Origin of the sequence: Pandoraea horticolens (genome assembly GCF_902459555.1) — a bacterium.
Lineage (GTDB): Bacteria > Pseudomonadota > Gammaproteobacteria > Burkholderiales > Burkholderiaceae > Pandoraea > Pandoraea horticolens.
In genome coordinates this window covers 52,916-79,107 of sequence record NZ_CABPSM010000011.1, presented here as the reverse complement: position 1 = coordinate 79,107, position 26,192 = coordinate 52,916, and the positions used below count along the sequence as shown (strand labels likewise).

The 26,192-nt window shown below is 64.6% G+C and carries 23 protein-coding genes; 13 read left to right on the top strand and 10 right to left on the bottom strand.

Annotation, left to right across the window (positions count from 1 at the left end; translation table 11 throughout):
• Positions 1-5 precede the first annotated feature (5 nt).
• The 13 genes from PHO31112_RS17860 to PHO31112_RS17800 all read left to right on the top strand — a co-directional run bounded on the left by PHO31112_RS17860 (position 6) and on the right by PHO31112_RS17800 (position 14,905).
• On the top strand, positions 6-656 hold the full coding sequence (locus PHO31112_RS17860; RefSeq protein ID WP_246178339.1) for a COG4648 family protein: 651 nt from the start codon (positions 6-8) through the stop codon (positions 654-656).
• A complete protein-coding gene (locus tag PHO31112_RS17855) occupies positions 653-2,518 on the top strand; it encodes an ApeI family dehydratase (protein WP_174995770.1) in 1,866 nt (621 codons plus the stop codon). Before PHO31112_RS17860 ends, PHO31112_RS17855 begins: the two co-directional genes overlap by 4 nt.
• Complete coding sequence (locus PHO31112_RS17850; RefSeq protein ID WP_246178337.1) at positions 2,515-4,266, top strand: glycosyltransferase family 2 protein; 1,752 nt, start codon at positions 2,515-2,517, stop codon at positions 4,264-4,266. The genes PHO31112_RS17855 and PHO31112_RS17850 overlap by 4 nt, the downstream gene beginning before the upstream one ends.
• Positions 4,266-5,903 (top strand): HAL/PAL/TAL family ammonia-lyase, encoded by a 1,638-nt coding sequence (locus PHO31112_RS17845; RefSeq protein WP_150621829.1) that lies wholly within the window; start codon positions 4,266-4,268, stop codon positions 5,901-5,903. Before PHO31112_RS17850 ends, PHO31112_RS17845 begins: the two co-directional genes overlap by 1 nt.
• Entirely contained in the window at positions 5,893-6,351 is a 459-nt protein-coding gene (locus PHO31112_RS17840) for an acyl-CoA thioesterase (RefSeq protein ID WP_150621704.1), read from the top strand. The genes PHO31112_RS17845 and PHO31112_RS17840 overlap by 11 nt, the downstream gene beginning before the upstream one ends.
• Positions 6,336-7,022: a LolA family protein gene (locus PHO31112_RS17835; protein WP_150621703.1), complete on the top strand. Its 687-nt coding sequence runs from the start codon at positions 6,336-6,338 to the stop codon at positions 7,020-7,022. The genes PHO31112_RS17840 and PHO31112_RS17835 overlap by 16 nt, the downstream gene beginning before the upstream one ends.
• Positions 7,019-9,445 (top strand): MMPL family transporter, encoded by a 2,427-nt coding sequence (locus tag PHO31112_RS17830; RefSeq protein ID WP_150621702.1) that lies wholly within the window; start codon positions 7,019-7,021, stop codon positions 9,443-9,445. Before PHO31112_RS17835 ends, PHO31112_RS17830 begins: the two co-directional genes overlap by 4 nt.
• Positions 9,442-10,647, top strand: a complete 1,206-nt coding sequence (locus PHO31112_RS17825) for a beta-ketoacyl-[acyl-carrier-protein] synthase family protein (protein ID WP_150621701.1) — start codon at positions 9,442-9,444, stop codon at positions 10,645-10,647. Before PHO31112_RS17830 ends, PHO31112_RS17825 begins: the two co-directional genes overlap by 4 nt.
• On the top strand, positions 10,647-11,114 hold the full coding sequence (locus PHO31112_RS17820) for a hotdog family protein (RefSeq protein WP_150621700.1): 468 nt from the start codon (positions 10,647-10,649) through the stop codon (positions 11,112-11,114). The genes PHO31112_RS17825 and PHO31112_RS17820 overlap by 1 nt, the downstream gene beginning before the upstream one ends.
• A complete protein-coding gene (locus PHO31112_RS17815) occupies positions 11,111-11,836 on the top strand; it encodes a 3-ketoacyl-ACP reductase FabG2 (RefSeq protein ID WP_150621699.1) in 726 nt (241 codons plus the stop codon). The genes PHO31112_RS17820 and PHO31112_RS17815 overlap by 4 nt, the downstream gene beginning before the upstream one ends.
• Entirely contained in the window at positions 11,836-13,065 is a 1,230-nt protein-coding gene (locus PHO31112_RS17810; RefSeq protein ID WP_150621698.1) for a beta-ketoacyl-ACP synthase, read from the top strand. The genes PHO31112_RS17815 and PHO31112_RS17810 overlap by 1 nt, the downstream gene beginning before the upstream one ends.
• Positions 13,066-13,175: 110 nt before the next feature.
• Positions 13,176-13,658, top strand: a complete 483-nt coding sequence (locus tag PHO31112_RS17805) for a hypothetical protein (RefSeq protein WP_150621697.1) — start codon at positions 13,176-13,178, stop codon at positions 13,656-13,658.
• Positions 13,658-14,905, top strand: coding sequence for a beta-ketoacyl-[acyl-carrier-protein] synthase family protein (locus tag PHO31112_RS17800; RefSeq protein WP_150621696.1), 1,248 nt, complete (start codon positions 13,658-13,660; stop codon positions 14,903-14,905). The genes PHO31112_RS17805 and PHO31112_RS17800 overlap by 1 nt, the downstream gene beginning before the upstream one ends.
• A gap of 59 nt (positions 14,906-14,964) precedes the next feature.
• Here PHO31112_RS17800 and PHO31112_RS17795 read toward each other — a convergent pair whose 3' ends face one another.
• The 10 genes from PHO31112_RS17795 to PHO31112_RS17750 form a co-directional block, all read right to left on the bottom strand.
• Positions 14,965-15,678 carry a class I SAM-dependent methyltransferase gene (locus tag PHO31112_RS17795; protein ID WP_150621695.1) on the bottom strand — a complete coding sequence of 238 codons (714 nt, stop codon included), beginning with the start codon at positions 15,676-15,678 and terminating at the stop codon, positions 14,965-14,967.
• 163 nt (positions 15,679-15,841) lie between these two features.
• Entirely contained in the window at positions 15,842-16,837 is a 996-nt protein-coding gene (locus tag PHO31112_RS17790; RefSeq protein ID WP_150621694.1) for an NADP-dependent oxidoreductase, read from the bottom strand.
• 121 nt (positions 16,838-16,958) lie between these two features.
• Positions 16,959-17,399, bottom strand: a complete 441-nt coding sequence (locus PHO31112_RS17785; RefSeq protein WP_150621693.1) for a PaaI family thioesterase — start codon at positions 17,397-17,399, stop codon at positions 16,959-16,961.
• A gap of 112 nt (positions 17,400-17,511) precedes the next feature.
• Positions 17,512-18,117 (bottom strand): bifunctional nicotinamidase/pyrazinamidase, encoded by a 606-nt coding sequence (pncA, locus tag PHO31112_RS17780; protein WP_150621692.1) that lies wholly within the window; start codon positions 18,115-18,117, stop codon positions 17,512-17,514.
• A gap of 91 nt (positions 18,118-18,208) precedes the next feature.
• Positions 18,209-20,305, bottom strand: coding sequence for a 3-hydroxyacyl-CoA dehydrogenase NAD-binding domain-containing protein (locus tag PHO31112_RS17775; RefSeq protein ID WP_150621691.1), 2,097 nt, complete (start codon positions 20,303-20,305; stop codon positions 18,209-18,211).
• A gap of 90 nt (positions 20,306-20,395) precedes the next feature.
• On the bottom strand, positions 20,396-21,118 hold the full coding sequence (locus tag PHO31112_RS17770; RefSeq protein ID WP_150621690.1) for an ABC transporter ATP-binding protein: 723 nt from the start codon (positions 21,116-21,118) through the stop codon (positions 20,396-20,398).
• Positions 21,111-21,929: an ABC transporter ATP-binding protein gene (locus tag PHO31112_RS17765; protein ID WP_150621689.1), complete on the bottom strand. Its 819-nt coding sequence runs from the start codon at positions 21,927-21,929 to the stop codon at positions 21,111-21,113. Before PHO31112_RS17765 ends, PHO31112_RS17770 begins: the two co-directional genes overlap by 8 nt.
• Positions 21,922-23,205, bottom strand: a complete 1,284-nt coding sequence (locus PHO31112_RS17760; RefSeq protein ID WP_150621688.1) for a branched-chain amino acid ABC transporter permease — start codon at positions 23,203-23,205, stop codon at positions 21,922-21,924. Before PHO31112_RS17760 ends, PHO31112_RS17765 begins: the two co-directional genes overlap by 8 nt.
• Positions 23,205-24,188: a branched-chain amino acid ABC transporter permease gene (locus tag PHO31112_RS17755; protein WP_150621687.1), complete on the bottom strand. Its 984-nt coding sequence runs from the start codon at positions 24,186-24,188 to the stop codon at positions 23,205-23,207. The genes PHO31112_RS17760 and PHO31112_RS17755 overlap by 1 nt, the downstream gene beginning before the upstream one ends.
• 220 nt (positions 24,189-24,408) lie before the next feature.
• Entirely contained in the window at positions 24,409-26,037 is a 1,629-nt protein-coding gene (locus PHO31112_RS17750; RefSeq protein WP_150621686.1) for a 3-(methylthio)propionyl-CoA ligase, read from the bottom strand.
• Positions 26,038-26,192: the final 155 nt, after the last annotated feature.

The following is a 26,192-nucleotide window of genomic DNA, read 5'->3' as shown; positions in this document are numbered from 1 at the left end:
CACGCATGTCCCGACTCCATGCCGATGCTGTGGCATCACTGCCGAACGCTCCTCAGCCACGGGTGCGCTGGCAGTCCGTTATCGCTGCGCTCGCCTACCCGGTGCTGATCCTCGCCGGGATCTCGCTGGTCGCGCCACGCTATCTCGCGCTGATGCTGCTCGTCGGGATATACCTGCGCTACCGTCGCAATTTGCAGGCACACCGGCTGCTCATGCCCGTCGAATGGACCGTCGCCGGGGGGCTGGCAGCCCTCGCGTGCGCCACGGCGCTGAGCAATAGCGAATTGCTGCTGCGTTGCTATCCGGTCGCCGTCAATCTCGGCATGGGACTCACGTTCGCCATGTCGTTGCGCTCGCCCATGCCAATGGTCGAGCGCATCGCCCGGCTGCATCAACCCGATTTGCCGGCGGACGCCACGCCTTACCTGCGCAACGTCACACGCGTATGGATTGCCTTTTTCGTCTTCAATGGCGCCGCTGCACTCGCCACGGCACTTTGGGCGTCGCGGGAAATCTGGTCGCTCTATAACGGCGGCATCGCGTATGTGCTCATCGGTTTGCTGTTTGCGGCCGAATGGATGTGGCGTCGGCGCATGCTCGCGAGGAAGGCGTTGGCCGACGCCGCCAGCACACCTCGTCCGGAGGCATCGGCATGAGCGCCCTCGCCACGATCGCACGGCAAGCGCCCGGCTGTACGCCATTGGCCGAGATGCTGTGCGCGCCACGCGCGCCTTCGCTTGTCGTGTGCGTCGATGGCCGCTCACCCGCCGACGCGCCCGCGGTCCTGACAACTGCCGCGTGGCACACCAGAGTCCGGTCGTTACGCGCGGCATTTGCGGCACGTCCTGCACAACGGCTCGCGATGTGTCTGGACGACCCGCTCGATATGAGCTGCGCGCTCTTCGCCGCGTGGGCGGCGGGCAGAACGCCGGTCGTGCTGCCGAATGCGCTGGCCCAGACGCGGCGCGACTTTGCCTTCGCCTTTGACGAAGCCATCGACGCCGACACATTGGCACGCTCGCTCCGTTCCGAGGGTGGCGAAGACGCGAACGGCGCGGCCAGCCACGAAACGACCGTTGCGGGCGATGCCCTTCCCCCGTCGAGCCAGTTGATCATCTACACGTCGGGAAGTAGTGGCGAGCCGAAAGCCATCACGAAAACGCTGGCGCAACTCGATGACGAAGTGCAGGCGCTTCATAGGCATTGGGGCACGCAACTCCAGAATGCGCTAGTGGTCGCGAGCGTGCCATGCCATCACATCTATGGCCTGTGGTTTCGCGTGCTATGGCCGTTGGCCGCAGGCGTTCCCTTCGCCCGTCACACTTTCGCGGAACCGTCGCAAGCCCAGACATGGCGTACGTGGCCGGCGGTGGTCTGGATCGCGGGCCCCGCGCAATTGACGCGTTGGCCGGCGTTACTCGGCGAGGGCACATGGTCCGACGCCCCCCGTCTTACGTTTTCGTCCGGCGGTCCGCTGCCTGCGGACGCAGCGCAGCAATTCGCCCATCTCGTGCGGGGTGCGGGTGCTCAAATATCGTCGGACAGCGCGTACGCGCCGGTAGAAGTCTTCGGCAGCACGGAGACCGGCGGCATCGCGTGGCGCCGACAGGATCGTACATCCCATTGGACGCCGTTCGACGACACGACAGTGCGCGTCTCCGAGGATGGCGCGCTGGAAATCCGCTCGCCACGCGTCAACAACGGGCATTGGTGGCCTACCGACGATGGCGCCATTGCGAATGCCGACGGTTCGTTCACCATGACGGGCCGTCTCGATCGTACCGTCAAGATTGAAGGCAAGCGGGTCTCGTTGCCTGCGGTGGAAGCGGCACTGTTGCGCCATGAATGGGTCGAGGATGCCGCAACGGTCGTGATCGCAGGGCGCCTTGCCGCCGCTGTCGTCCTCAGCAATGCCGGCAGACGCGCGTGGCGCGAGCAATCGCTCAAAGCGGTGCGCGGTGCGATGCGCGACACGCTGGCCGAGACATTCGACGCGACCGTGCTCCCGAGACGCTGGCGTTTCGTCGCGGCACTGCCCCTGAACGAAAGGGGCAAGCGCACGGCGGCCGATGTCATGGCGCTCTTCGCACCGGCGTCGCCCTGGCTGCCTTCGGTGATGGGCGTTCGGTTGAACGACGACGACAGCACTTCGCCAGGGCGCACCGATGCCGTCGTGATGTCATTGCGTGTGCCACCCGACCTGGCCCATTTCGACGGTCATTTCCCCGGACTTCCCCTGCTGCCCGGCGTGGTGCTGATTGACTGGGCCACCCGATTCGCTGCGGAACATGCATCGCGGGACCCGGCGCTTCGTGCGTGGGTGAGCACACCGACCTCGTTGCAGCAAGTCAAATTCTCGGCGCCGGTACTGCCGGGAACACGGTTCGAACTCACGCTAACGTTCGATGTGACACGCCTTCGCGTGCACTACCTGTATGAGGGGGCACGCGGAACGGCGGCTACCGGCTATCTCGCGTACGCTGCGTTGCCAGACATTGCCGGAGGCGTGCCACGATGACCGGGCGTCTCGCTTGCGGACTATCGCGTGACAGCTTCATGCCGTGCGTTCTGATCCCTGTGTACAACCACCCCGCACATATCGCGCGCATCGTCGACACGCTGCTCGCGCAGGGGCTGCCAGTGCTGTTGGTCGACGACGGCAGCGACGCGTCAACGCGGGCCGTGCTTGAATCGATTCATGCCGATCACCCCGAAGCGGTGATGCTCGAGCGGCTGCCGCGCAACCTTGGCAAAGGAGCTGCCGTCGCTCACGGTTTGCAACGGGCTCACGCGCTCGGCTACACGCACGCGCTGCAAGTCGACGCTGATGGGCAGCACGATCTCGCGGACGTCCCGATGTTTCTCGACGAGGCCCGGCAGCGCCCCGATGCGGTGATCTGCGGTACACCGCGCTACGACGCATCTGTGCCCAAGGGGCGTTTGTACGGCCGCTATATCACCCACTTCTGGGTGTGGGTGGAAACGTTGTCGTTCGACATTGCCGATTCGATGTGCGGCTTCCGCGTGTATCCGCTTGCCGCGACCGCAGCGTTGCTGGCACGGCATCGGCCGCCAGCGCGCATGGCCTTCGACACGGACATTCTGGTGCGTCTGTACTGGCAAGGCGTGCCGGTGCAGAACCGGCGCACGCGCGTCGTCTACCCGGAGAACGGGGTGTCGCATTTCCAGATGTTCCGCGACAACGTCGGCATTTCGTGGATGCATACGCGGCTCGTTTTCGGGATGCTTCCCCGCATACCGGCACTGTTGTGGCGAAAGCTGCGCCGCCAGGCCACTGCGGCAGCGCCCTCCTCGCCTCCCACCGCCGAGGCCGACCTGCCATGGTGGCGGCGCCCCGAACGCGGCAGCCTGCTGGGCATGCGCCTGTTGGCGCTTGCCTGCGGATGGTTTGGCCTGCGTGCGGCACGCGTCTGCCTGATCCCGGTGGTGGCCTACTTCGCATTGAAGGACACGCAGGCGTGCGCCGCCTCGCGCGACTACCAACAGCGACTCAGCGTGGCGGCCCCCGAGCTTGGGTTCGCAGCCCCGACGCGCTGGCGCACCTTTCAGCACCTGCTCGCGTTCGCCAACGCAGCGCTGGACAAATTCGCCGCCTGGCGCGGACTGCTCGGCGAGCGCCATGTCCAGATCGAAGATCACGCCACGCTCGACACGGCGGCAAACGATTCACGCGGGGCACTCGTCATCGGCTCGCATCTCGGCAATCTCGAGATGACCCGCGCGCTCGCCCGTTCGCGCGGTATCGATCGCATTCATGCGGTCGTCTACACCCGCCATGCCCAGCGCTTCCGTTCCATGCTGGCCGGTTCGAATCAGGACTTTGCGGAAAACCTGATCGAGGTCGACGACATCGGCCCAGCCACGGCCATCATGCTGCGCGAGCGTATCGATCGTGGTGACTGGCTCGTCATCGTGGGTGATCGCGTGCCGTCCGCCGACGGTGGACGGGTGGTGCAAGCCCCCTTCCTCGGTGCATCCGCACCGTTTGCGCAAGGCCCGTTCATTCTCGCGGCGTTGCTCGAATGCCCGGTGTACCTCCTCTTCTGTCTGCGAGACGAGGCGACTTACCGGCTGTATTTCGAGCGGTTTGCCGATGCCGTCGAATTGCCTCGCGCCAGACGCGAAGCCGCATTGCGCACCTATGCCGAGCGCTACGCGCATCGACTCGAGCACTACTGCCGGCAATACCCGATGCAGTGGTTCAACTTTTTCGATTTCTGGCAAGGTAAGGCGCCACAGTCATGATGGAACCCCCGATTTCACTCTCCGGCCCCAACGACGGCTCCGGTAATACTGCACGCCACGCCGTGCACGATGGTCTGCCCGGCGGCAACGCAGGCCGAGCCGACGCTGCTTCGGTGGTGTTCGGCCACGACCGTCTGACGATCGAAGACATTCTTGCGTTAGCGCACCGCACGCGCGTTGCCCGTTTGTCGACAGCCCCCGCGTGGCAAGACCGCATTCGTCGCGGCGTGAACGCGTTGCATGCACACCTCGCGGCCGGACGCCCCGTCTACGGCGTGACCACCGGTTACGGCGACGCCTGTGTCGTCGACGTGCCCGCGTCGCTCATCGAAGCCCTGCCCGCCCAACTGACCCGCTACCACGGCTGCGGCATGGGGGAATGGCTCGACGACGACGCCGTGCGCGCCGTGCTCGCATGCCGTCTCGCGTCGCTCGCGCAGGGATACTCGGCAGTGCGCCCGGAACTCCTGGAGGCGCTCTTGCATCTTCTCGCCCACGACGTGTTGCCGCGAATTCCGGCGGAAGGCTCCGTCGGCGCAAGCGGCGACCTCACACCGTTGTCCTACGTCGCAGCAACGCTCATCGGCGAGCGTGACGTCATGTATCGCGGCCGTATTTGCGCGGCATCCGACGCGTTGGCCGCCACGGGAGGTGCCCCGATCCGCCTGGCGCCCAAGGAAGGGCTCGCGCTCATGAACGGCACCGCTGTCATGACGGCGCTGGCCAGCCTCGCCTTCGCGCGCAGCCGTACGCTGGCGCGCCTGGCGTCCCGGTTGACGGCGCTGACGACCGTGGCGCTCGACGGCCGCGCCGCGCACTTCCATCCGACGCTTTTCGACGCCAAGCCTCACGAGGGTCAACGCGAAGCAGCCCGTTGGATCCGGGACGATTTGGCCGGGCGCACAGAGCCCCCCGAAGCACGGCTCCAGGATCGCTACTCACTTCGATGCGCACCGCACGTCGTTGGCGTGCTTGTAGACGCGCTCAGTTGGGTGCGTCGCGATGTCGAAAACGAAATCAATAGCGCCAACGACAACCCGCTCATCGATCCAGACACGGGCGAGGTGCACCACGGCGGCAACTTCTATGGCGGCCACATCGCCTTCGCCATGGATAGCCTGAAGACCGCCGTCGCCAATATCGCCGACTTGATGGACCGCCAGTTGGCGCTGCTTGTGGACGACAAGTTCAACAACGGCCTGCCGCGCAATCTCAGCGGCGCGACGGGCCCTCGCGCGCCGATCAATCATGGCTTCAAGGCCGTTCAGATCGGCGCGTCGGCGTGGGCAGCAGAGGCGCTCAAGCACACCATGCCGGCCAGTGTGTTCTCGCGCTCCACCGAGTCGCACAACCAGGACAAGGTCAGCATGGGCACGATTGCCGCGCGCGATTGCCTGCGTGTTCTGATGCTGACGGAACAGGTTGCGGCAGCGCATACACTCGCCGTGGCGCAAGCGGTGAGACTGCGTGCGCGCCTCTCGCCCGGCGATGCCCCGCTGCCCGGCGCCCTGCGCCAATGGCTCGGTGCCGTCGCCGCGCATTCGCCGTTCGTCGAAGAAGACCGGGCGCTTGAATATGAGTTGCGCGCCGTCCGCGCGTGGCTTGCCGACGGAGGCGACCTGCCCCATGACGACTGACATCCCCGGCCGCCGTCCGGAAAAAGCCCCCTGGCTCGTCGCGTCGGCCCACGTGGAAATTCCGTTCCACGACGTCGACGTGATGCAAGTCGCGTGGCACGGCCATTACGTCAAGTACTTCGAACTCGCCCGCTGCGCGTTACTGCGCCGCTTCGACTACGACTACCCGAAAATGCAGGCGTCCGGCTATCTCTGGCCGGTCGTCGAGTGCCATCTCAAGTACGTTCGCCCCGCGCGTTACGGACAGCGCGTACGTGTGACCGCGTCGCTGACCGAATACGAGAACCGGCTGCGCATTGCCTATGAAATTCACGATATCGCCACCGAAGAGCGCATCACCAAGGGCTACACCGTGCAGGTCGCCGTCGATGCGCGCAATGGTGAGTTGCAGTTCGTGAGCCCGCCTGTGGTGCTGGCGAAACTGGAGGCTGCATGGGCCGCCAGTTGATTCAGCGCGTGGCAGGCGCGCTACTTCCCGTGATGCTGACGTGCGTCGCGTTGTCTCCCATGTCTGGGGTCACGGCCGCCGAGTCCGTGCCTGTACAGGAATCCGCCGCGACCGATCTGGCATTGCTCAAGCGCATTCTGGCGCAGATCGGCGCGTATCCGGTCGTGCACGCCGATTTCGTCCAGACGCGAACGTCGGCATTGCTGGCGACGCCGGCGCTCACGCGTGGCGCGTTGGTGTTCGTGCGCGAGCGAGGGGTGATCTGGCAGGTGCGTTCGCCCGAGCCGCACGGGTATGTCTACGGCCGGCAGCGCAGCGCACGCCTTGATGCCGATGGCAATCTGCTATCGCTCGACACGCAACCGTCGGCCGTCACACAGCAGATCAACGAATGGACGAACGCGTTCATGATCGGTGATACCAGTGGGCTCGCCTCGCAATTCGCGGTGTCCGTCACGGGCACGGTGAACCGCTGGCAGATTGTGCTGACGCCATCTCAGCCGCAGATCGCCCAAGCGATGCGGCGCCTGACGCTCAACGGCGACACCGTCGTACGTGCCGTGACGCTCGAGACCCGGCGCGGCGAATCCGTTCGCTGGCAATTTGAGAAGGTGCGCACGGGCGAGGCGCTCGACGCGCACGAGCAACGCTTGCTGCGAACTGTCGAATGACGCCACGTACCCGGGTAATTCGCCGCGCGCTCACGCTTGCTCTCGCAGCGGGCCTCGTGCTGTTGGGCATCTGGCTATTGGCGGTGCGCCACCTGCCCCTGCAGACCAACGTTCTCGCGCTATTGCCTGCGACGGAACGCAATCCCGTGGCAGAGCAAGCCGTCGACCATCTCGCGGGCAGCGTGAGCGACCGTGTCGTGGTGCTGATCGGCGCCGAAGACGCGAGCGCTGCGCGCGCTGCGGCGGCACGTTTCGATGCCTTGGCGCGGGCCAATGACGCCTTCTCCAGCGTGCAGGGCAAAATCCCGCCCTTCGATCCCGCGTTCCTTTCGAATTTTTACCTACCCCACCGCTTCCAACTGCTCTCGCAGGAGGACCGTGCGGTGCTGGAGGCACAGCTTCGGCGCCATCCATCCGAGGCCACGGCGCTGCCGCCGTTGTCGCTTGCCAATTCCCCGTTCGGACTGACCGATGCTGCCGACGATCCGTTTGGCTGGCTCGACCGCTGGCTCACGCGTCTGCCGTTCGGCCAGCTTCGGATGTTGCCCGACAACGGTTGGCTGAGCGCCCGGCACGAAGGCAAGACGTGGGTACTCGTCCTGCTGCAAACGCGCGGCCCCGCGTTTGACAGCGACGTCCAGCAACGTGTCATTCGATTCTTCGACACGGCGCAATCGCAGATCGTTGACAGCTCGCCCGGTTTGGAAGTGCTTCGCAGCGGCGCCGTTTTCCACGCGGCGGGCGCGAGAGCGCAAGCCGAGAGAGAATTGCACCGCATCGGCATCGTCGCCACCTTGGGGATTGCCCTGCTGACGCTCTGGGCCTTCCGCTCGGGCCGCCTGCTCGCCATGGGACTGGCGACCGTGGCCTTCGGCACGCTATGCGCGGCAGTCGCAACACTGGCGATCTTCGGTGAACTGCATCTGCTCACACTCGTCTTCGGCGCGGCGCTGATCGGCGAGACGGTCGACTACGCCATCCAGTACTTCGTCGGCGTTGGCGGTTTGACACGCGACGCCGCGCAGCGAATGTTGCCCGTCATTCGTCCGGCATTGCGTATCGCGCTCGCGACCAGCGTACTCGGCTACGCGATTCTCGGTACAGTGCCCTTCCCGGCACTGCGTCAGATTGCCGTATTTGCCATGGCCGGACTGCTCTCGTCATACGCGTTCGTCGTCTGGGCGCTGCCGGCCTTCCTTCCCCGGGAGGTGCCTCCCCTTCGGGCTCCGGTCATCCGGCTTGCGCAACGTTGGCTTCGCCTCTGGGGCGCGGCGCTCGCTGGCCGGCAAGGCACGGTCATTGGATGTCTGATCCTGCTGGCGTGCCTGCCCGGCTGGTGGCGGCTGGGCGTCGACGACGACATCCGCCGTCTGATTTCGCGCGAACCGGCATTGGTCACACAAGAGCAAGCGATCTCTCGCATCACCGGCATCGACGGCGCGACGCAGTTCTGGCTCGTGCAAGCCGACAGCGAAGAGGCCCTGCTGCGTCGCGAAGAACAGCTCGGCGCACGCCTTGATCTGGCGGCAGCGGACAAGGACGCCCCCTTCAGCGGCTGGACGGGTATCTCTCAGTTCGTCCCCTCCGTGCAGCGGCAACTCGACAATCGCGCGCTGCTCGGCGCCGCACGTTTCGACGCCCCGGACGCGCTGGCGACGGCCATGATTCGCGCCGGATTCCGTGCGCAATTCGCTCGCCAGTATGCCAACGCCTATGCCGCCGAGCACGAGACGCCGCCGCTTCGCATCGGCGATTGGCTCGCCTGGCCCGGCTCGACACCCTATCGCATGCTCTGGATAGGATCGGTCGGCACCTCGTCAACGCCACAGGCAGCCCCGGCGAAGTCCGGCGGTTTCGCGAGCCTCGTGCGCCCGCAAGGTCTGCGCGACAGCGACGCGGCCGCGCGCGTGGCGGCCGATCTGCCTGGCGTGACCTACGTCGATAAGGCGGCATCCATTTCGAGCCTGTTCGCACGTTATCGGCACGCGAGCGGACTGTGGTTCGCTGCCGCACTCATCGTCGTGGCAGGCCTGCTCGCCCGTCGATACGGATGGCGCGGCGCGATTGCCACGATCATGCCCACGCTGCTCGCCACCGCCGCCGTTTTTGCAACGTTCGGCTACCTCGGTCTGCCGCTCACGTTGTTCGCGCAAATGGGCTTGATGCTCGTGCTTGGCGTCGGTGTGAACTACGCCATCTTTCTGCGCGAAGGCGAACTGCGTGCCGGCGAAGACGAACGGATGGCTGCGATTGCCGTGGCCGGCACGCTAATGTCGGCGGCGACCACGTTGCTGTCGTTCGGTCTGCTCACCTTTAGCGGCATGCCGAGCCTGCAAGCCTTCGGTCTGACCCTGACGATCGGCATCGCCCTCGCGCTATTGCTCGCGCCCTATAGCTTGCGCTTTCCGGAATTGCGTTCATGAAGTCCCCTGTCTATCTCCACGCGCTCGGCATGATCAATGCGCTGGGCCATGACTTGCCCGGCATCGCCGCACGCCTGTTTGCCGGTGACACGACGGGCATGCAGACTTGCCAAGACTGGCCCACGGCCGGTACGGCCCTCGCTCCTATAGTGGGCGCCGTGCGCCTTGCCGATCACGAACTTCCCCCGCTGCCCGCCCGGTTGAAACGATACGACTGCCGCAACAACCGGTTTCTGGTCGCGGCAGCAGAGCCGCTACGCGCGGTGCTTGCGCAGCATATCCAACGCTACGGCGCCACGCGCATCGGCGTGGTGATCGGCACGAGCACCTCCGGTATTGCAGAAGGCGAAGCGGCGCTGCGCACGCTTGCGGCCGATGGCGCGTTGCCGGCGCACTACCACTACATCCAGCAGGCACTCGGCGCGCCGGCACAATTCGTCGCCGAGCTTCTCGGGGTTCACGGCCCCGCCTACGCCATCTCGACAGCCTGCACCTCGAGTGCAAAGGCCTTCGGCGCAGCGCGCCGCCTCATCGACAACGGCATATGCGATGCCGTGGTGACCGGTGGTGCCGACGCCCTGTGCGCACTCACCCTCGGCGGCTTCGGCGCCCTCGAATCGCTCTCGCAAAGCCTGTCGCGCCCGATGAGCCGCAACCGCGACGGCATCAACATTGGCGAGGGCGCTATGCTCTGCCTGATGTCGCGTACGCCGGGCGACATTGTCTTTTCCGGCATCGGCGAGTCGAGCGATGCGCACCATATTTCGGCGCCCGCTCCCGACGGCAGCGGGGCCATCGAAGCCATGCGGGCCGCATTGCGCGACGCCGGTCTCGCGCCCTCGCAAATCGACTATGTGCATCTGCATGCGACCGGCACCCCGAAGAACGACGCCATGGAAAGTCTCGCCACGCATACCTGCTTCGGCGCTGCCCCGTGGGTGAGCGGCACCAAACCCATGACAGGTCATCTGCTCGGGGCCGCAGGCGCCACAGGCGTCGGCATTTGCTGGCTCACGCTCGAAGCGGATGGCCGATTGCCGCCGCACCTCTGGGACGGCGACGTCGACGCGGCGCTCAGCCCCCTGCGGCTCGCCTCGCTCGGCACCACGCTCGGCCGCGCACCTCGCCATGTGATGACGAACGCCTACGCGTTTGGCGGCAACAACGCCAGTGTGGTTCTTTCGCGCACGGAGGTTCTGTGATGTCCGCGTCTTCCATCTGGCCGTCTATCGAATCGTTGCTGCCGCACCGGCCGCCCATGCTGCTGATCGACGCCATATGCGAATACGATGCCGCGTCGATCGGCGTTCAGGCCACACCCGACGCATGCGCCTGGTACGCCGACGCGAACGGCGATATGCCCATTCACATCGTGATCGAACTCATGGCGCAGGCGATTGCCGCCCATGAAGCGCTGACGCGTCGTAACAGCGGTCTGCCACCGGCGCCCGGCGTACTGCTCGGCACACGCCGCCTCGAAGCGCGCGTGGCGTCGCTGCATGCGGGCGTCCCCGTCCGGGTGCGCGCCACCTCCGTGCTGCGCGACGAGACCGGCAACGGTGCCTACGACTGCTGGGTCGATGTCGACGGAGAGTCCGTCGCCAGCGCGACGATCAAGGTGCATCAACCGGCCGATTTTTCTGCGTTTTTGTTGGAGCATCTATCATGACCCGACGCGTTCTCGTCACCGGCAGCAGCCGGGGCATCGGGCGGGCCATCGCCCTGCGTCTCGCTCAGGACGGCTTTGCCGTCACCGTCCATTGCCGCGAGCAGATTGCCCCCGGCGAAGCCACCGTTGCCGACATTCGCGCGGCTGGCGGCACCGCTCATCTCTTATCGTTCGATGTACGCGACAGGCAGACCTGTCGCCAGGTGCTCGACGCCGACGTTGCCGAACATGGTGCCTATTACGGTATCGTCTGCGGCGCGGGTATCACGCGCGATAACGCCTTCCCTGCCTTGTCCGACGACGATTGGGACAGTGTCGTGGACACAAGTCTCGATGGCTTCTTCAACGTCGTACACCCGCTCACGATGCCGCTGGTCCGTCTGCGCGCGGGCGGTCGCATCGTCACGGTCGCCTCCGTCTCCGGGGTCATGGGCAATCGCGGTCAAGTGAACTACAGCGCTGCGAAAGCTGGCCTGATCGGCGCCACCAAGGCGCTTGCCGTCGAACTCGCGTCACGCCGCATCACCGTCAACTGCGTCGCGCCGGGACTAGTGGATACGGGCATGCTCGAGGGCGTGGCGCTGGACGAAGCGCTGCGCATGGTACCGATGAACCGCGTGGGCACACCGGACGAGGTGGCACATGTGGTGTCGTTCCTGATGTCGGACGGTGCGAGCTACGTGACCCGCCAGGTCATCGGCGTCAACGGAGGGATTATCTGATGACACGCGTTGTGGTGACCGGCTTTGGCGGCGTTACCGCCCTCGGCAGCCGCTGGGAAGACATCGAGGTTGCATTGCGCGCCGGGCAGAACGCCGTGCGCCGCATGCCGGAGTGGGACTACTTCGAAATGCTCAACGGGCGCCTCGCCTGTCCGGTGGAAGACTTCGCACCCCCACCGCACTGGCCGCGCAAGCAATTGCGCTCCATGGGACGGGTGGCCCAGCTCGCGCTTCGGGCGACGGAGCACGCCCTCGCTCATGCAGCACTCGACGTCACTGCGGGCGATCTCGGCGATGTCGGCGTAGCGTACGGTTCGTCCTCCGGCAGCATCGCCCCGATTCAGGCGTTTGGCGTGATGGTCGAAACAGGCTCGATGGCGGGGGTGACGTCGACGAGCTACATCCAGATGATGCCGCATACCACCGCCGTCAACATCGGTGTGCACTTCGGGCTGCAAGGCCGCATCATTCCCACGTCGAGCGCGTGCACCTCGGGCAGTCAGGCAATCGGCTATGCCTACGAGGCCATTCGCTTCGGCCGGACGAAAGTGATGCTCGCGGGCGGTGCCGAGGAGTTGTCCGGCCCCGGCAGCGCCGTGTTCGATACGCTTTATGCGACGAGCACACGCAACGATGAGCCGAAGCTCACGCCCCGGCCGTTCGATGCCGCACGCGACGGCCTCGTGGTGGGAGAAGGCGCGGCCACGCTGGTGCTCGAATCGCTCGAACACGCTCAGGCGCGCGGCGCCAGAATTCTCGCGGAAATCGTCGGGTTCGGCTGCAACACCGACGGCAACCACGTCACGCAACCCACTGCCGCCACCATGGCGCGTGCCATGCAACTTGCGCTCGACGACGCCGGCCTTGCGTCGCACGCCATCGACTACATCAGCGCCCACGGTACGGCGACAGACCGGGGTGACATTGCCGAGAGCGAAGCCACCGCCCGCCTCTTCGGAACCGGCGTTCCGATCAGCGCCATGAAGAGTTATCTTGGCCACACACTCGGTGCGTGCGGCGCCATCGAGGCCTGGTGGGCGATCGAAATGATGCGTCGCGACTGGTTTGCCGGCACGCTCAATCTCGATACCCCCGACCCGGCCTGTGCCCCGCTCAACCACATCGCGGGCGCCCATGGCCGTCAACTGAAAACGCAGCGAATCATGAGCAACAACTTTGCGTTTGGTGGCATCAACACGTCGCTGATCTTTCAGCGATTTGTGGATTGACGGTAACGCGTATCGCATCAAGTCGGTAACTCAACGACTGACCGTGGCGCTCGCCGTTTGCGACAAGCGACGCGCCACGCGAAGTCACACACAACTCAAATGGAGAAAACATGCAGACTCGTCGACGCCTGCTCGCCGCATCGCTCGCCGTCACCGTGACGGCAATGTTCGGCCCCGCCGCACATGCCGCACGCCCGCCGGTGCCGATCGTGCCGCACGAGAACATTCCTATCGTCTCGGGAAGCGGCAAGACGCTCTCACTCGATGAGATCCGTGGGGCCATTACGCGTGGCGCCGCAGTGCACGACTGGGTCGCCAGTCCGGGAAAACCGGGGGAACTCGTCGCCTCACTCAATGTGCGCAACAAGCACTACGCGTCGGTGACGATCAAGTACAGCGAAACGGCGTATTCGGTGACCTATCGCGACAGCACCAATCTCGAATATCAGCTCTCGAGCGTACCGAACGTCTCGCCGCGCCGCGAGGACTTCAACAACACCCCGCCCGCCAATACCCCCGTGATCCACCCCAACTACAACCGCTGGGTCGATACGCTCATCCATGACATCAACGCGGAACTGCGTCGCCTCTGATGTCCCGCTTTCATCGCCCCGACGGATTGGCCAGAGTCGTGGTCACTGGCCTCGGGATAGTATCTGCCGCAGGTCACTCGCGCGAGGCTGTCGTCGACGCCTTGCGCCACCGGAAGAGCGGCGTGCATGAAGCCCCCGACTATGTCGCTCATGGCTTGCGCAGCACGATCACAGGGCGGCCGCATGCCGGGTCGCTCGACGACACCGTTTTGCCTCGCAAGCTGCGACGCTTCATGGGCGACACGGCGCTGTATGCGAGCCATGCAGCCCTGCGCGCCGTGGCGGACGCCGGACTCGAGGCCACGACGTTGAGCAGTGGACGATGTGGCGTCGTCGTCGGCTCCGGTACCGGGGCGATGAAAGACTTCGAAGAGGCGCTGGATGTCGCGCGGGAGAGCGGCGCGACACGCGTACTGCCCTATGTCGTGCCGCGTGCCATGTCGAGCACGGCGCAGGCCGCGTTGTCTGCCCTTTTTGACCTGCGCGGCGTGGGATATGCCATTTCGTCAGCATGCTCGACATCGATTCATTGCGTGGGACATGCGGTCGATCTGCTGCGTCTCGGAAGGCAAGATGTGATGCTGGCCGGCGGCAGTGAGGAAGCGCCCTGGGGCGCGGCAATGTGTTTCGACGCGATGGGGGTGCTCTCCCGAGCGCACAACGCGACGCCGCAGCAAGCCTCCCGGCCATTTGACGCCGAGCGCGACGGCTTTGTACTCGGGGGCGGCGCCGCCATCCTCGTTCTCGAAACCCTCGCCCATGCCGAGGCGCGCGATGCGCGTCCGCTTGCCGAAATTACGGGGGTGGGGGCTGCGACCTGCGCGTCGCACGCATTCGGCGTCGACATCGCCACGATGAGCAACGTCGTGAAAGCCGCGTGTCAGGATCTTGCCGCGCCGCCCAGCTTCGTCAGCGCACACGCTAATGGTTCGATCGAGGGTGACATCGCCGAACTGGCGGCTCTGGCAGACGCCTTCGGCGGGATGGCCGAATTGCCCGCCGTCACCTCGATCAAAGGACTCACGGGACACACGGTCGCGGCGGCAGGCGCAATGCAGATCGCGTGTGCGATCTGGGCGATGCAGGAGGGTTTTGTCCCAGGCGCGGCCAACATCGACTGCGTGGCCCCGGAAGCCGCGCCTTATCCGATCTGGACAGCGACCCGTGAACACGCCGCCCGCAGCGCACTGATCAATACGTTCGGCTTTGGCGGCACCTACGGCGCGCTCACGCTCGCACGTCTCTGAGGCGGGGGTCTGCGGAAAATCCGAGGCAGCGTCAGTGAAGCGCCGTTAGCCCCGGAGGGTTACGTCAACGGTTTTCTCGCGACAACGTTGACCAGCGTCTCCTCGCGCTCGCCAAACACGCGGCGTCGCTGCAACTTCAGCCGTTCGAGCAACCCGAAGTCCTTGGCTCGACTCCACCACAGGTACGGGTAGGAGACGTTTTCGCGCTCGAACGTAAACCCCGCATCACGAATCATATCGAGGTAACCTTCGGCGCTGCGCTGAACGTGCATCGGATGCCGGAACAGCAATCTGATCACCCATGAACGAATGTATGCTTCCGTCGATTCGGCGAAACAAAGCAGGCCACCCGGCTTGAGCACACGATAGAACTCGGCCAGCGCGGCTTCCTGATAGACGAGATGATGGAACGTCTGATGGCAGAAAACGATATCGCAACTGGCATCGGACAAAGGAAGGGCGGAACAGTCGCCCGATTGCAGTTCGACCGCGATACCGGCGTCTCGCGCATGGATCTGCGCCTCCGCCAGCGCCGGCGCAAAGCAGTCAACCCCGATCAGACGCGACGGCGCGAAATAGCGATGCAATAACGGTAGCGACTGTCCGTGACCGCATCCGGCATCGAGCACGACAGGTGACGGTGGCACCGTGCCGCGCGCTAGCCGCAACAAATCCTCGATCGCCACGCGCAGCACGTGATGACGCCAGGTGTAGGTCTTGAGAAACCAGTTCCCGAAGCGGGTCTCGGGAACGAATGCCTTTGCGGATGACACGGGAGTCGGGTTGGCGGCTGTGGTCACAATAGCGGATACCGTTCGGGCGGTTGATCTGATGGAATCCCGCTATTGTGCCAACTGCCTTAGTCCCTGGAAAGGACGCAGAGCACAATACTCCTGAAATTCAGGGATACTTGATGAATTTTTAACAAATCCCGCGCTACACCAGCCGTACAATCTGCTTCCCGAAATTCTCTCCCTTGAGCAGGCCGAGGAACGCGGCGGGCGCGTTCTCGATGCCTTGCGCCATCGTCTCGCGATACCGCAACTCGCCGACGGCGATCGCGTCGGTCAACGCCCTAAGCGCCTTCGGCCAGACATCCATGTGCTCGCTCACGATGAAGCCTTCGAGCCGCACCCGGTTCGTCAGCAGCAGCGCCGGATGCTTCATCGGAATAGGTTTGCCGTTGTAGCCGGAAATCATGCCGCACAGTGCGATGCGCGAATGCGGGTTGAGATTGCGCATGACGGCATCCAATACGTCACCACCGACGTTCTCGAAGTGGCCGTCGATCCCATCCGGCGCCGCTACGCGCAACGCATTGTCCAGATTGCCCGCCTTGTAATCGACGCAGGCATCGAAGCCCAACGCCTCGACGGCATAGGCGCACTTCTGCTCACCGCCGGCAATCCCGATCACACGGCACCCAGCACGTTTGGCCAGTTGACCGACCACGCTGCCCACCGCGCCAGAGGCCGCGCTGACCGCCACCGTCTCCCCCGCTTTCGGCGCGATGATGCGGTTCAGGCCATACCATGCCGTCACGCCTGGCATGCCGGCCGCCCCCAGATAGGCGCTCATCGGCACACGCGCGTCATGGAGACGACGCAGGTTGCTGCCATCCGAAATGCCGTACTCCTGCCAGCCGAACATGGCGGTGACGGCATCGCCCGGCTGCCAGTCGGGATGACGCGATTCGATCACCTCGCCGACGGTCGCACCGATCATGACCGTGTCAAGCGGCTGCGGCGGGGCATACGACTTGGCGTCGTTCATCCGGCCGCGCATGTACGGGTCGAGTGAAAGATAGAAATTACGCACCAATACCTGTCCTTCGCCAAGCTCCGGCAGCTCCGGTGCGGCCAGGTGAAAGTTGTCCAGCGTGGGTTCGCCCTTGGGGCGCGAGACCAGCAGAATCTGGCGATTGATCGTCATGGCATTCCCTCCGCATTCGCGGCATTAGCTGCATTGGTTGCGGCAGCGGTGTCGCCACCTGCTACATTCGCGTTACCCGGCGATGGCGGCGTCAACACGCGGCACACCTGCCTGATGGGTGTCAGTCGCCGCGCGGGTCGTCGGGACGTCGCTGCTCACGGACATCGCGTCCGACCGCAAGACGGCGCAAATACTTAAACGTACCCATCGCCTTGGCCACGAGCTTGTCGTTGGCGTCGCGCACCTCGCCTTCACAGTAGGCCATCGTCGTAGAGCGATGCAACAGACGGCCAAAGGCACGCATCTCGCCGGTGCCCGGCTGCATGAAGCTCGTCTTCATCTCGATGGTCACCACGCCGGAACCTTCCGGCGCCACGCTCCGGCAAGCGGTGCTCAGCGCGACATCCAGCATCGCCATCGTCACGCCCCCGTGCATCACCTCCCAGCTATTGAGATGTTGAGGCGCCAGTGAGAGCCGCAACTCGGACTCCCCCCTTTCGGCACTCAGCAGCTCAATGCCGAGAAGATCGATAAAACCCGAACGGATCGAGAGCGCACTCATCGCAGACTCCGGCCACAATGGCCATTACGGTAAAACTTGTCCATCGTCATCTCTTCACCTGGCGACGCAACGCGCCATGCGCTGCGTCTGGAATTCAAACAGCACCTGCCACCTACTCACGCGACACACCTGCGGTCGCCAACGACGCCCACGCCTTCGCGAGCGAACCATCCAGATCGATGGCACGGCACGCGTGCTCAATCACGCAAACGTCGAAGCCCGCCGCCTTGGCATCTAGCGCGCTCCACGCCACGCAAAAATCCGTCGCCAGCCCAACACAGTGCACACGTCTCACGCCCTTGTCCCGCAAGTAGCCCGCCAGCCCGGTCGGCGTCTTGCGATCCGCGTCGAGAAACGCCGAATAACTATCGACATTGGCCTGATACCCCTTGCGCACCACGGCCTGCGCGTGCGGAACGTGCAGATTCGCATGCAACGCGGCACCGGGCGTATCCTGCACGCAGTGTGCCGGCCACAAAACCTGCTCGCCATACGACAGTGCAATGGTCTCGAATGGTCGACGCCCCTCGTGATTTTCGGCAAACGACACATGTCCGGCCGGATGCCAATCCTGTGTCAACACCACATGGGCGAATTTCCCCGCGAGCGCATTGATCGCCGGAACCACCTCGTCGCCGTGGGGCACGGCCAACGCGCCGCCGGGCATGAAATCGTTTTGCACATCGATCACGAGTAACACTTCGTCCATCGGCTTCATTTCATTGCCCCTCATCTTTTCCAGCGATTTGGTCAGCACACTTCGCCGTGGCGCCAGTGTCCCGGCAAGATCCCTATCGCATTCGGGTGGCTCACCCGTTGAAACGCTTGCCGGCTTCCGCCAACTCGACAAGCCGCGCGGCCGGCTTCCAGTCCTCACCGTGCTCGCCCTGCTCGAACGCGCACACACGCGCGAGCACCTTGTCGAGCCCGACCATGTCGGCATAGAGCATCGGCCCGCCACGCCATAGCGGGAAGCCGTAGCCGTTCAGATACACCATGTCGATATCGGACGCACGCGCTGCCGTTCCATCGGCCAACACCTTCGCCCCTTCGTTCACCAGCGCATAGACAAGGCGCTCGACAATTTCGTCGTCCGAGAACACCCGCGGCGCAATGCCGTTCGCCTTGCGATAGTCGTCGAGCATTTGCGCGATCTTGGCCGACTCGCGTGGCGTGCGATCGCCCTCGGCATAGTCGTACCAGCCAGCGTGCGATTTCTGGCCATAGCGCCCTGCTTCGCAAACGACATCGGCAATCCTGGGATACACAATGCCCGGATGTTCTGCGTGACGACGCTTGCGGATCGCCCAACTGACATCATTGCCGGCCAGATCGCTCGTACGGAACGGACCCATCGCGAAACCGAAGCGCTCGATGGCGGCATCGACCTGTGCGGGCGTCGCACCCTGTTCGACCATCCATTGAGACTGCTTGAAATACGGCTCGAGCATGCGATTGCCAATGAAGCCATCGCACACGCGCGCAACGACAGCGAGCTTGCCGATTCGCTTGGCCAGTTTCATGACTGTCGCCAGCACATCCTTCCCCGTGTGCTCGCCGCGCACCACCTCAAGCAAACGCATGACATTGGCCGGGCTGAAGAAATGCATGCCGATGACGTCCTGCGCCCGCGACGTGGTTGCGGCCAGTGCATCGAGATCGAGTGTCGACGTGTTCGACGCCAGAATCGCACCGTGCTTGGCCACCTTATCGAGTTCGCGGAACACCACCTGCTTGATGGCCATGTCCTCGAACACCGCTTCGACAATCAGATCGGCGTCGGCCACCGACGCAAAATCGGTACTGCCGTGAATGCGAGCCAGGCGCTTCTCTGCCTCATCGGCAGCGAGCTTGCCCCGGTTGACTGCGCGCGCGTAATTGCCGTGCACCGACTCGACGCCGCGTGCCAATGCCGCCTCCGTCGTGTCGACCAACGTGACCGGAATCCCGGCATTGGCAAAGGTCATCGCAATGCCGCTGCCCATCGTGCCGGCACCGATGACGGCCACTCGCTCGATGTTGCGCACCGGCGTATCGTCAGGCACATCGGCAATTTTGGCTGCCGCGCGCTCGCCAAGAAACGCGTGACGCAATGCCTTCGACTCCGGCGAACTGACCAGCGCCACAAAGCACTCGCGCTCGAACTTCACCCCGTCGTCGAACGGGCGTTGCAACGCCGCTTCGACTGCTGCCACGCATTTATGCGGCGCGGGGAAATGGGGTTGCTCGCGTTGCACCTTCTCTCGTGCGGCGTCGATGGCAGCCTGGCCCGCACCGTCGGTATCCTCTATGGCGACGTCGCGCAGACGCGGCAACTTGCCTCCTTGTGAGGCGATCTCGTTGGCGAGCGCGATGGCGCCGGCCAAGAGATCGTCATGGTTGCCCTCGATCAGCTTCGAGAAGAGCGTGCCGACGAGCGTTTCGGACTTCACGATACGGCCGGAAACCACCATATCGAGTGCCCGCGCCACACCGATGGCGCGCGGCAGACGTTGCGTACCGCCTGCACCGGGCAGCAGGCCCAGCTTCACCTCAGGCAATGCAATCTGCGCACCCGGCAATGCCACACGATAGTGGCACGCGAGCGCCAATTCGAGACCACCGCCCATCGCAACGGCGTGGACTGCCGCGATAACGGGCTTGACGCAAGCGTCGAGCGCGGCAATGACGTCGACCAGCAACGGGCTTTGCGTCGCCTTCGGCGTATTGAACTCACGAATATCGGCGCCACCGGAAAAGGCCTTGCCCCCACCGATCAGCACCACAGCACGCACCTGAGCGTCGGCCTGGGCTTTCGCGATGCCCTCGGCGATGCCTGAGCGCGTGGCATGTCCCAGACCATTCACCGGGGGATTTTCCAGTGTGATGACGGCCACGCCGTCACGAACCTCATAAGCCGTGCTCATCGTTGTCTCGTTCCTAATATTGTGTGCGTCGTTGGGGGCGCCGCGAGCGCGCCGGCTGCGGCAAGACGATCGTGCGATTCTAGCGCAGCGCTACACCTCAAGCCATTCGCCGCGAATCGCTGGCGCGGCCGCCAGCGCGTCGGGCGGCCCCTCGAAGACGAGTGTGCCCCGCCCCATCACCGCGACGCGCTGCGCGCAACCGAGCGCGAGCGACAGCTTCTGCTCGATCAGCAGGATCGCCACGCCCGTCGCCCGCAAATCGGTCAGAATCCGGCCGATGCGTGCCACCACCCTGGGGGCCAGTCCTTCGGTCGGCTCATCGACGATCAGCAAGTCGGGCCCCGCCATCATCGCCCGGCACAGCGAAAGCAATTGTTGTTCGCCACCGGACAACGAAGCGGCGGGCGCGTCACGACGTGGCGCCAGTTCCTCGAAGCGCTCGAAAGCTTCGGCAAGCGTAAGCGTCCGGTCGATCCCGCCGGCGCGTCGCCCCCCTCGGGTTTTGCGCTCACGCTGCCCCAGCAGCAGATTCTGCGTGACCGTCAATGGCCCGAAGACATCTCGTGTTTCCGGCACGTAGCCGACGCCCAGTCGCGCAATTTGATGCGGCGCAAGCGAGGCCAGCGACTGCCCGCGCCAGCGAATTTCCCCGTCACGAGGCAACTGCCCCATGATTGCGCGAGCGAGCGTGGAGCGCCCGGCGCCGTTACGCCCGAGGACAGCCACGATCTCGCCGGGCCCGACGCGCATCGTCACGCCATGCAGCACGCGGCTCCCGCCGTAACCGGCCCTGACATCGATCAGTTCAAGCATCGTGCGCCTCCTCGAGGTATGGCTCCGCAAAAGCGTCTGCATAATCCCCGAGATACGCCGTACGCACATCGGGATGCGCACGAATTCGTGCAGGCGTATCGCACGCAATGATCGCGCCGCGCGCCAGTACCGCAATCCGGTCGGCCAATGAAAAGACGACCTGCATGTCGTGCTCGATCATCAGCAGCGAGCGTCCCCGGCTGAGTTCGGCGATAAGCGCCACCATATGAGCAGACTCCGACTGACTCATGCCCGCCGTGGGCTCGTCCAGCAACATGACGCTGCCCGCCGACGCCGCGCACAAGCCGACTTCGAGTACGCGTTGCTCGGCGTAGCTCAGTGCGCCCGCCGGAACATCGCGCCGCGCCTCCAGACCGAGGCGCTTGAGCCAAAGCTCGCTTCGCCGGGTAACGTCGTCCAATCCGCGCATTCGGCGCCAGAACGTATAGCGATGGCCGTCCGGCCAAAGCCCCGCACAGCGCAGATGGTCGATGACGCTCATCTGCAAGAACAACTGAGACGTCTGGAAACTGCGTGACAGACCAAGCCGGCTGATGACATGCGGCGCGCGGCCGGTGACGTCTCGCGCGTGCAGCAGGACACGCCCGTGGTCGGGCCGCGTTCTGCCTGTCATGACATCGAACAACGTGCTTTTGCCCGCGCCGTTGGGTCCGATGATCGCAAGCCGCTCACCCGGCGCAAGTGTCAAATCGACACCGCACAGCACCTGCGTGCGTCCGAACGATTTGTGCACCCCTCTCACGCTGAGCGCCTGGCTGGACGAGCGGGCACACTTGTCGGCTTCACTCATCGCCGTTCCCCACGCGAACTCCCGTGCTCGCCGCCTTGCGCCGCAAATGACGTCCCGCGAACGTCGCGATGGCGAGGCCACCGACGACAACCGCGGCCGCCGTACCCCATGCCACCGCCCCCGCATGTGCGCTCCACCCCTGCGTCACAGCCCGCGCCGCGTCGCTCGCGAGACGCGCACCGTAGGTCATTTCCACGATGCCGATCAGCCCGCCGACGACTAGCGCCAAGCCAACGCAGACAGCCGCGTAGGGCTGCCACAATGCGCGGGCCATGCCGGCGCGCCAGGCGTGCACGTGAACCGAAATCAACCCGGCGATACCCCCCGGCGCGAATACCACGACCGCCAGAAACCCCAACCCCAGATAGAGTTGCCAAGCCCGTGTCAGCGTTGCCAGCACGACCGTTGCGAACACGCCGACGACAGCCCCCAGCATCGGCCCCGCGAAATACGCCGTACCGCCAAGCACGGTGAAGACGAGCACTATGCCGGAGCGCTCCAGGCTGAAGGTGTCGGCACTGACCAGTTCGAAATTCAATGCGCCCAACGCGCCCGCCACCCCGGCAAAAGCCGCAGCGATGATCTGCATGCGATACCGCACTGCCGCTGGCGATTGCCCAAGGAAGGCAGCACGCACAGGGTTATCGCGTACCGCGCGAGCCAGAAATCCCAACGGCGTGCGCGTGACGCCGTACATCAGAGCCGCACAAACGAACAACCACACCGCTACCAGCGCGTAGACCTCGCGCTGCGTCGCGAATGTCACCCCGAACCATGCGGCACCGAGTGTCCGGTCGGTCGGAATGCCGCGTTCGCCGCCGAACCATTCGGGCATCATCGCGGCCATCACCCAGACAAGCTCTGCCACACCGAGCGTAATCATGGCGAACGTCATGCCTGCGCGACGCGTGGTGACATACCCCAGCGTGGCGCCGGCCATGCCCCCCGCGACAGCACCGGCAACCGGGACAAGGGCCATCGACACAGGCAGCCCCTGAACGCCGATACGATTCATACACCACACGCCCGCGTAGGCACCGACGCCCGCGTACGTCGCATGGCAAAAACTCAACAAGCCCGTCGAGCCGAGCAGAAGATTGAACGACAAGGCGAGAATGGCCGCGGTCCCCATCTGCGTCATCAAGGTGAGCGCTGTGTCGGAGGGAAAACACCAGGGGGCCAGACCAAGGATGGCTGCAAAGACCAACCACATGACTGCCCGGCGACGCCACGACGCCGGTACGGCCGCTGACGAACTGGCGATAACGTTGTCCATTACCCCTCCCGAACGCCGAAGAGTCCGCGCGGACGCCAAAGCAGCACCGCCACCATGAGCAAATATGGCACCGCAGGCGCGAGCTGCGCTACGGTCAGATGCGACATCGGCGCAACAGCGGCCCAGAACGCATCCAGTGTGCCCCGTGCGTTCCCCGCTCCCGCCGCACTTTGAGGCCACCATTGGGCCAGGCTGGCATCGCTCGTGACGGCCCATGTCTGCAACAGCCCGATAAGCAGCGACGCGACGAATGCACCGCCCAGCGAACCGAGTCCGCCGACAACGACCACCACGAACACTACGCTGCCGACCGTTGCCGCCATACCCGGCTCAGTCACCAGCACATTACCCCCGGCCGCCCCGGCGAGCGCCGCCAGCGCCGCGCCGCACGCAAACACCCCCGTGTAAAGCGCAGGCACGTCATAACCAAGGGCCTGTGTCATTGCCGGTTGCGACAATGCCGCCTGTAAGATCAGTCCGGCCCGTGTGGCGCGAAACGCCACCCACACCAGCAGGGCGATCGCACACGCCAGTCCCATCAGAAACAACCGGTACGCAGGCACGGCGATGCCCGCCACATGAACCAGCATGCCTTCAAAGGCCACGGGCACACCGTAATCGACCGGCCCGCGGCCCCAGGCGAGTTGCACCAGCTCCACCACGATGTAGGCCAGCCCGAACGTGGCGAGCAGTTCCGCCAGCACACCGCGCGTGCGCAACCGCCGCAACACGCCCCGCTCGAAAGCCGCGCCGATCACCCCAACGATCAGCGGCGCCGCAACCAGCGCCGGCCAGAAACCCACCGCCGCCGATAACGTATACGCAAAATACGCCCCCAGCATGTAGAAGCTGGCGTGCGCAAAATTCAGCACGCCCAGCATGCTGAAGATCAACGTGAGGCCGCCAGACAGCATGAACAGCAGCAAGCCATAGCTCACGCCATTCACAAGCACGAGGCCCGCAGTGGCACTCAGCAGATGCACGCCGTCTCCTTCGAAAGCCAATGAAGACGCGGCAGAGACTGCCGCATCGGAGGAAATTCAGGCTCACATTATAGAGGGGACGTAGGGCCGAAATGACCCGGGATCGCCCGAAAAGCGGCGTCGCTGCTGGATTTCCGGCGGCGTCCGCACACTCGCTCAGACGTTTCCGAGCGGGTTCCCTGCGGATGCCGCAGCCATGACGGACGCCATGACCAAGAATCTAGGACGCCGGCTGATAGCTACGGAACTTCTCGCGCAGTTTGAGCTTGAGCATCTTTCCGGTCGCCGTATGGGGAATCTCGTCGACGAACACCACGTCATCGGGGATCCACCATTTCACGACGCGCCCTTCATAGAACGCCAGAACGTCCTCGCGAGTCAGCGTCGAGCCCGGCTTGCGAACCACGACCAGCAATGGCCGCTCTTCCCACTTCGGGTGGCGAATGGCAATGCAGGCCGCCTCGTGTATCTCCGGATGTGCCATGGCGACGTTCTCCACATCGATGGAGCTGATCCACTCGCCGCCCGATTTAATGACGTCCTTGCTGCGGTCGGTGATCTGCACATAACCTTCGGCATCGATCGTGGCCACATCCCCGGTCGGAAACCAGCCGTCGGCCAGCGGCGACTCATCCGAGCCGAAATAGCGCTCCAGCACCCACGGCCCGCGCGCGTGCAAATCGCCAAACGCCTTGCCGTCCCAAGGCAGCTCTTCACCCTCGGGCCCGACAATTTTCAGGTCGACACCGTAGATCGCCGTCCCTTGTTTTTCCAGAATGTGCTGCTGCGCGTCGGCCGGCAGATCGCGATGATGTTTGCGCAGATGACATAGCGTGCCGAGCGGCGACATCTCGGTCATACCCCACGCGTGGATGACACGCACCCCATAATCTTTCTCGAAGGTCTGGAGCATGGCCGGCGGACAGGCCGATCCACCGATCACCGTGCGTTCCAACGTCGAGAAGCGCGCACCGACGGATTTCACGTACGTCAGCAGCCCCAGCCAGACCGTGGGCACCCCGGCGGAGAACGTTACGCCCTCGGCCTCGAACAGTTCGTACAACGACTTGCCGTCGAGATCCTTGCCTGGGAACACGAGCTTCGCGCCGACGAGCGCGCTGGAATATGGCAGGCCCCACGCGTTCACGTGGAACATCGGCACCACGGGCAGCACGGCGTCGCGTGCCGACATCGCCATCGCATCCGGCAGCGAAGCGCCGAAGGCATGCAGCACCGTGGAGCGGTGGCTGTACAGCACCCCTTTCGGATTCCCCGTCGTACCCGACGTGTAGCAAAGGCCCGACGCCGTGGATTCGTCCATTGACGGCCACGCGAAATTGCCATCCTCAGCGGCAACCAAATCCTCGTAACACAGTAACGGCAGGCCGGATGCGGGCAGATGCGCGCGATCCGTCATCGCGATCCAGCCCTGAACGTCTGGGCACAGTGGCGCAATCGTCTCGATCAGCGGCAGGAAATTGATGTCGAACGCCACGAAGCGATCTTCGGCGTGATTGACGATGTAGGCGATCTGCTCGGGAAACAGCCGCGGGTTGACGGTGTGAACCACACTGCCCATGCCCGAGACAGCGTAGTACAGCTCAAGATGCCGATAGCCGTTCCATGCCAGCGTGCCTACGCGCTCGCCATCGCCCACGCCCAGGCGGCGTAACGCCTGCGCGAGTTGGCGAGCGCGCTGCTCGGCGTCGCGCCAGGTGTAGCGGTGAATGTCGCCTTCGACGCGACGCGACACGATCTCGGTGTCGCCGTGGTGACGCGCGGCATGCGTGAGCAACGAGGAAATCAGGAGCGGCGCGGCCATCATCCGGCCGAGGAGCGGTGTTGCCATGCGTCGAATCTCCAGAAAAAATCGGGAAAACCGGAATGACGGGGATACGTCGAAAATAGCGTTTAAGCGTTTAAGCGTTTAAGCGTTTGGGCGTTCGAGATTTCGTGCTACGGGTGGTGGCACGTCTGACGTGTACGTTCATTGCCGCCGCAGAG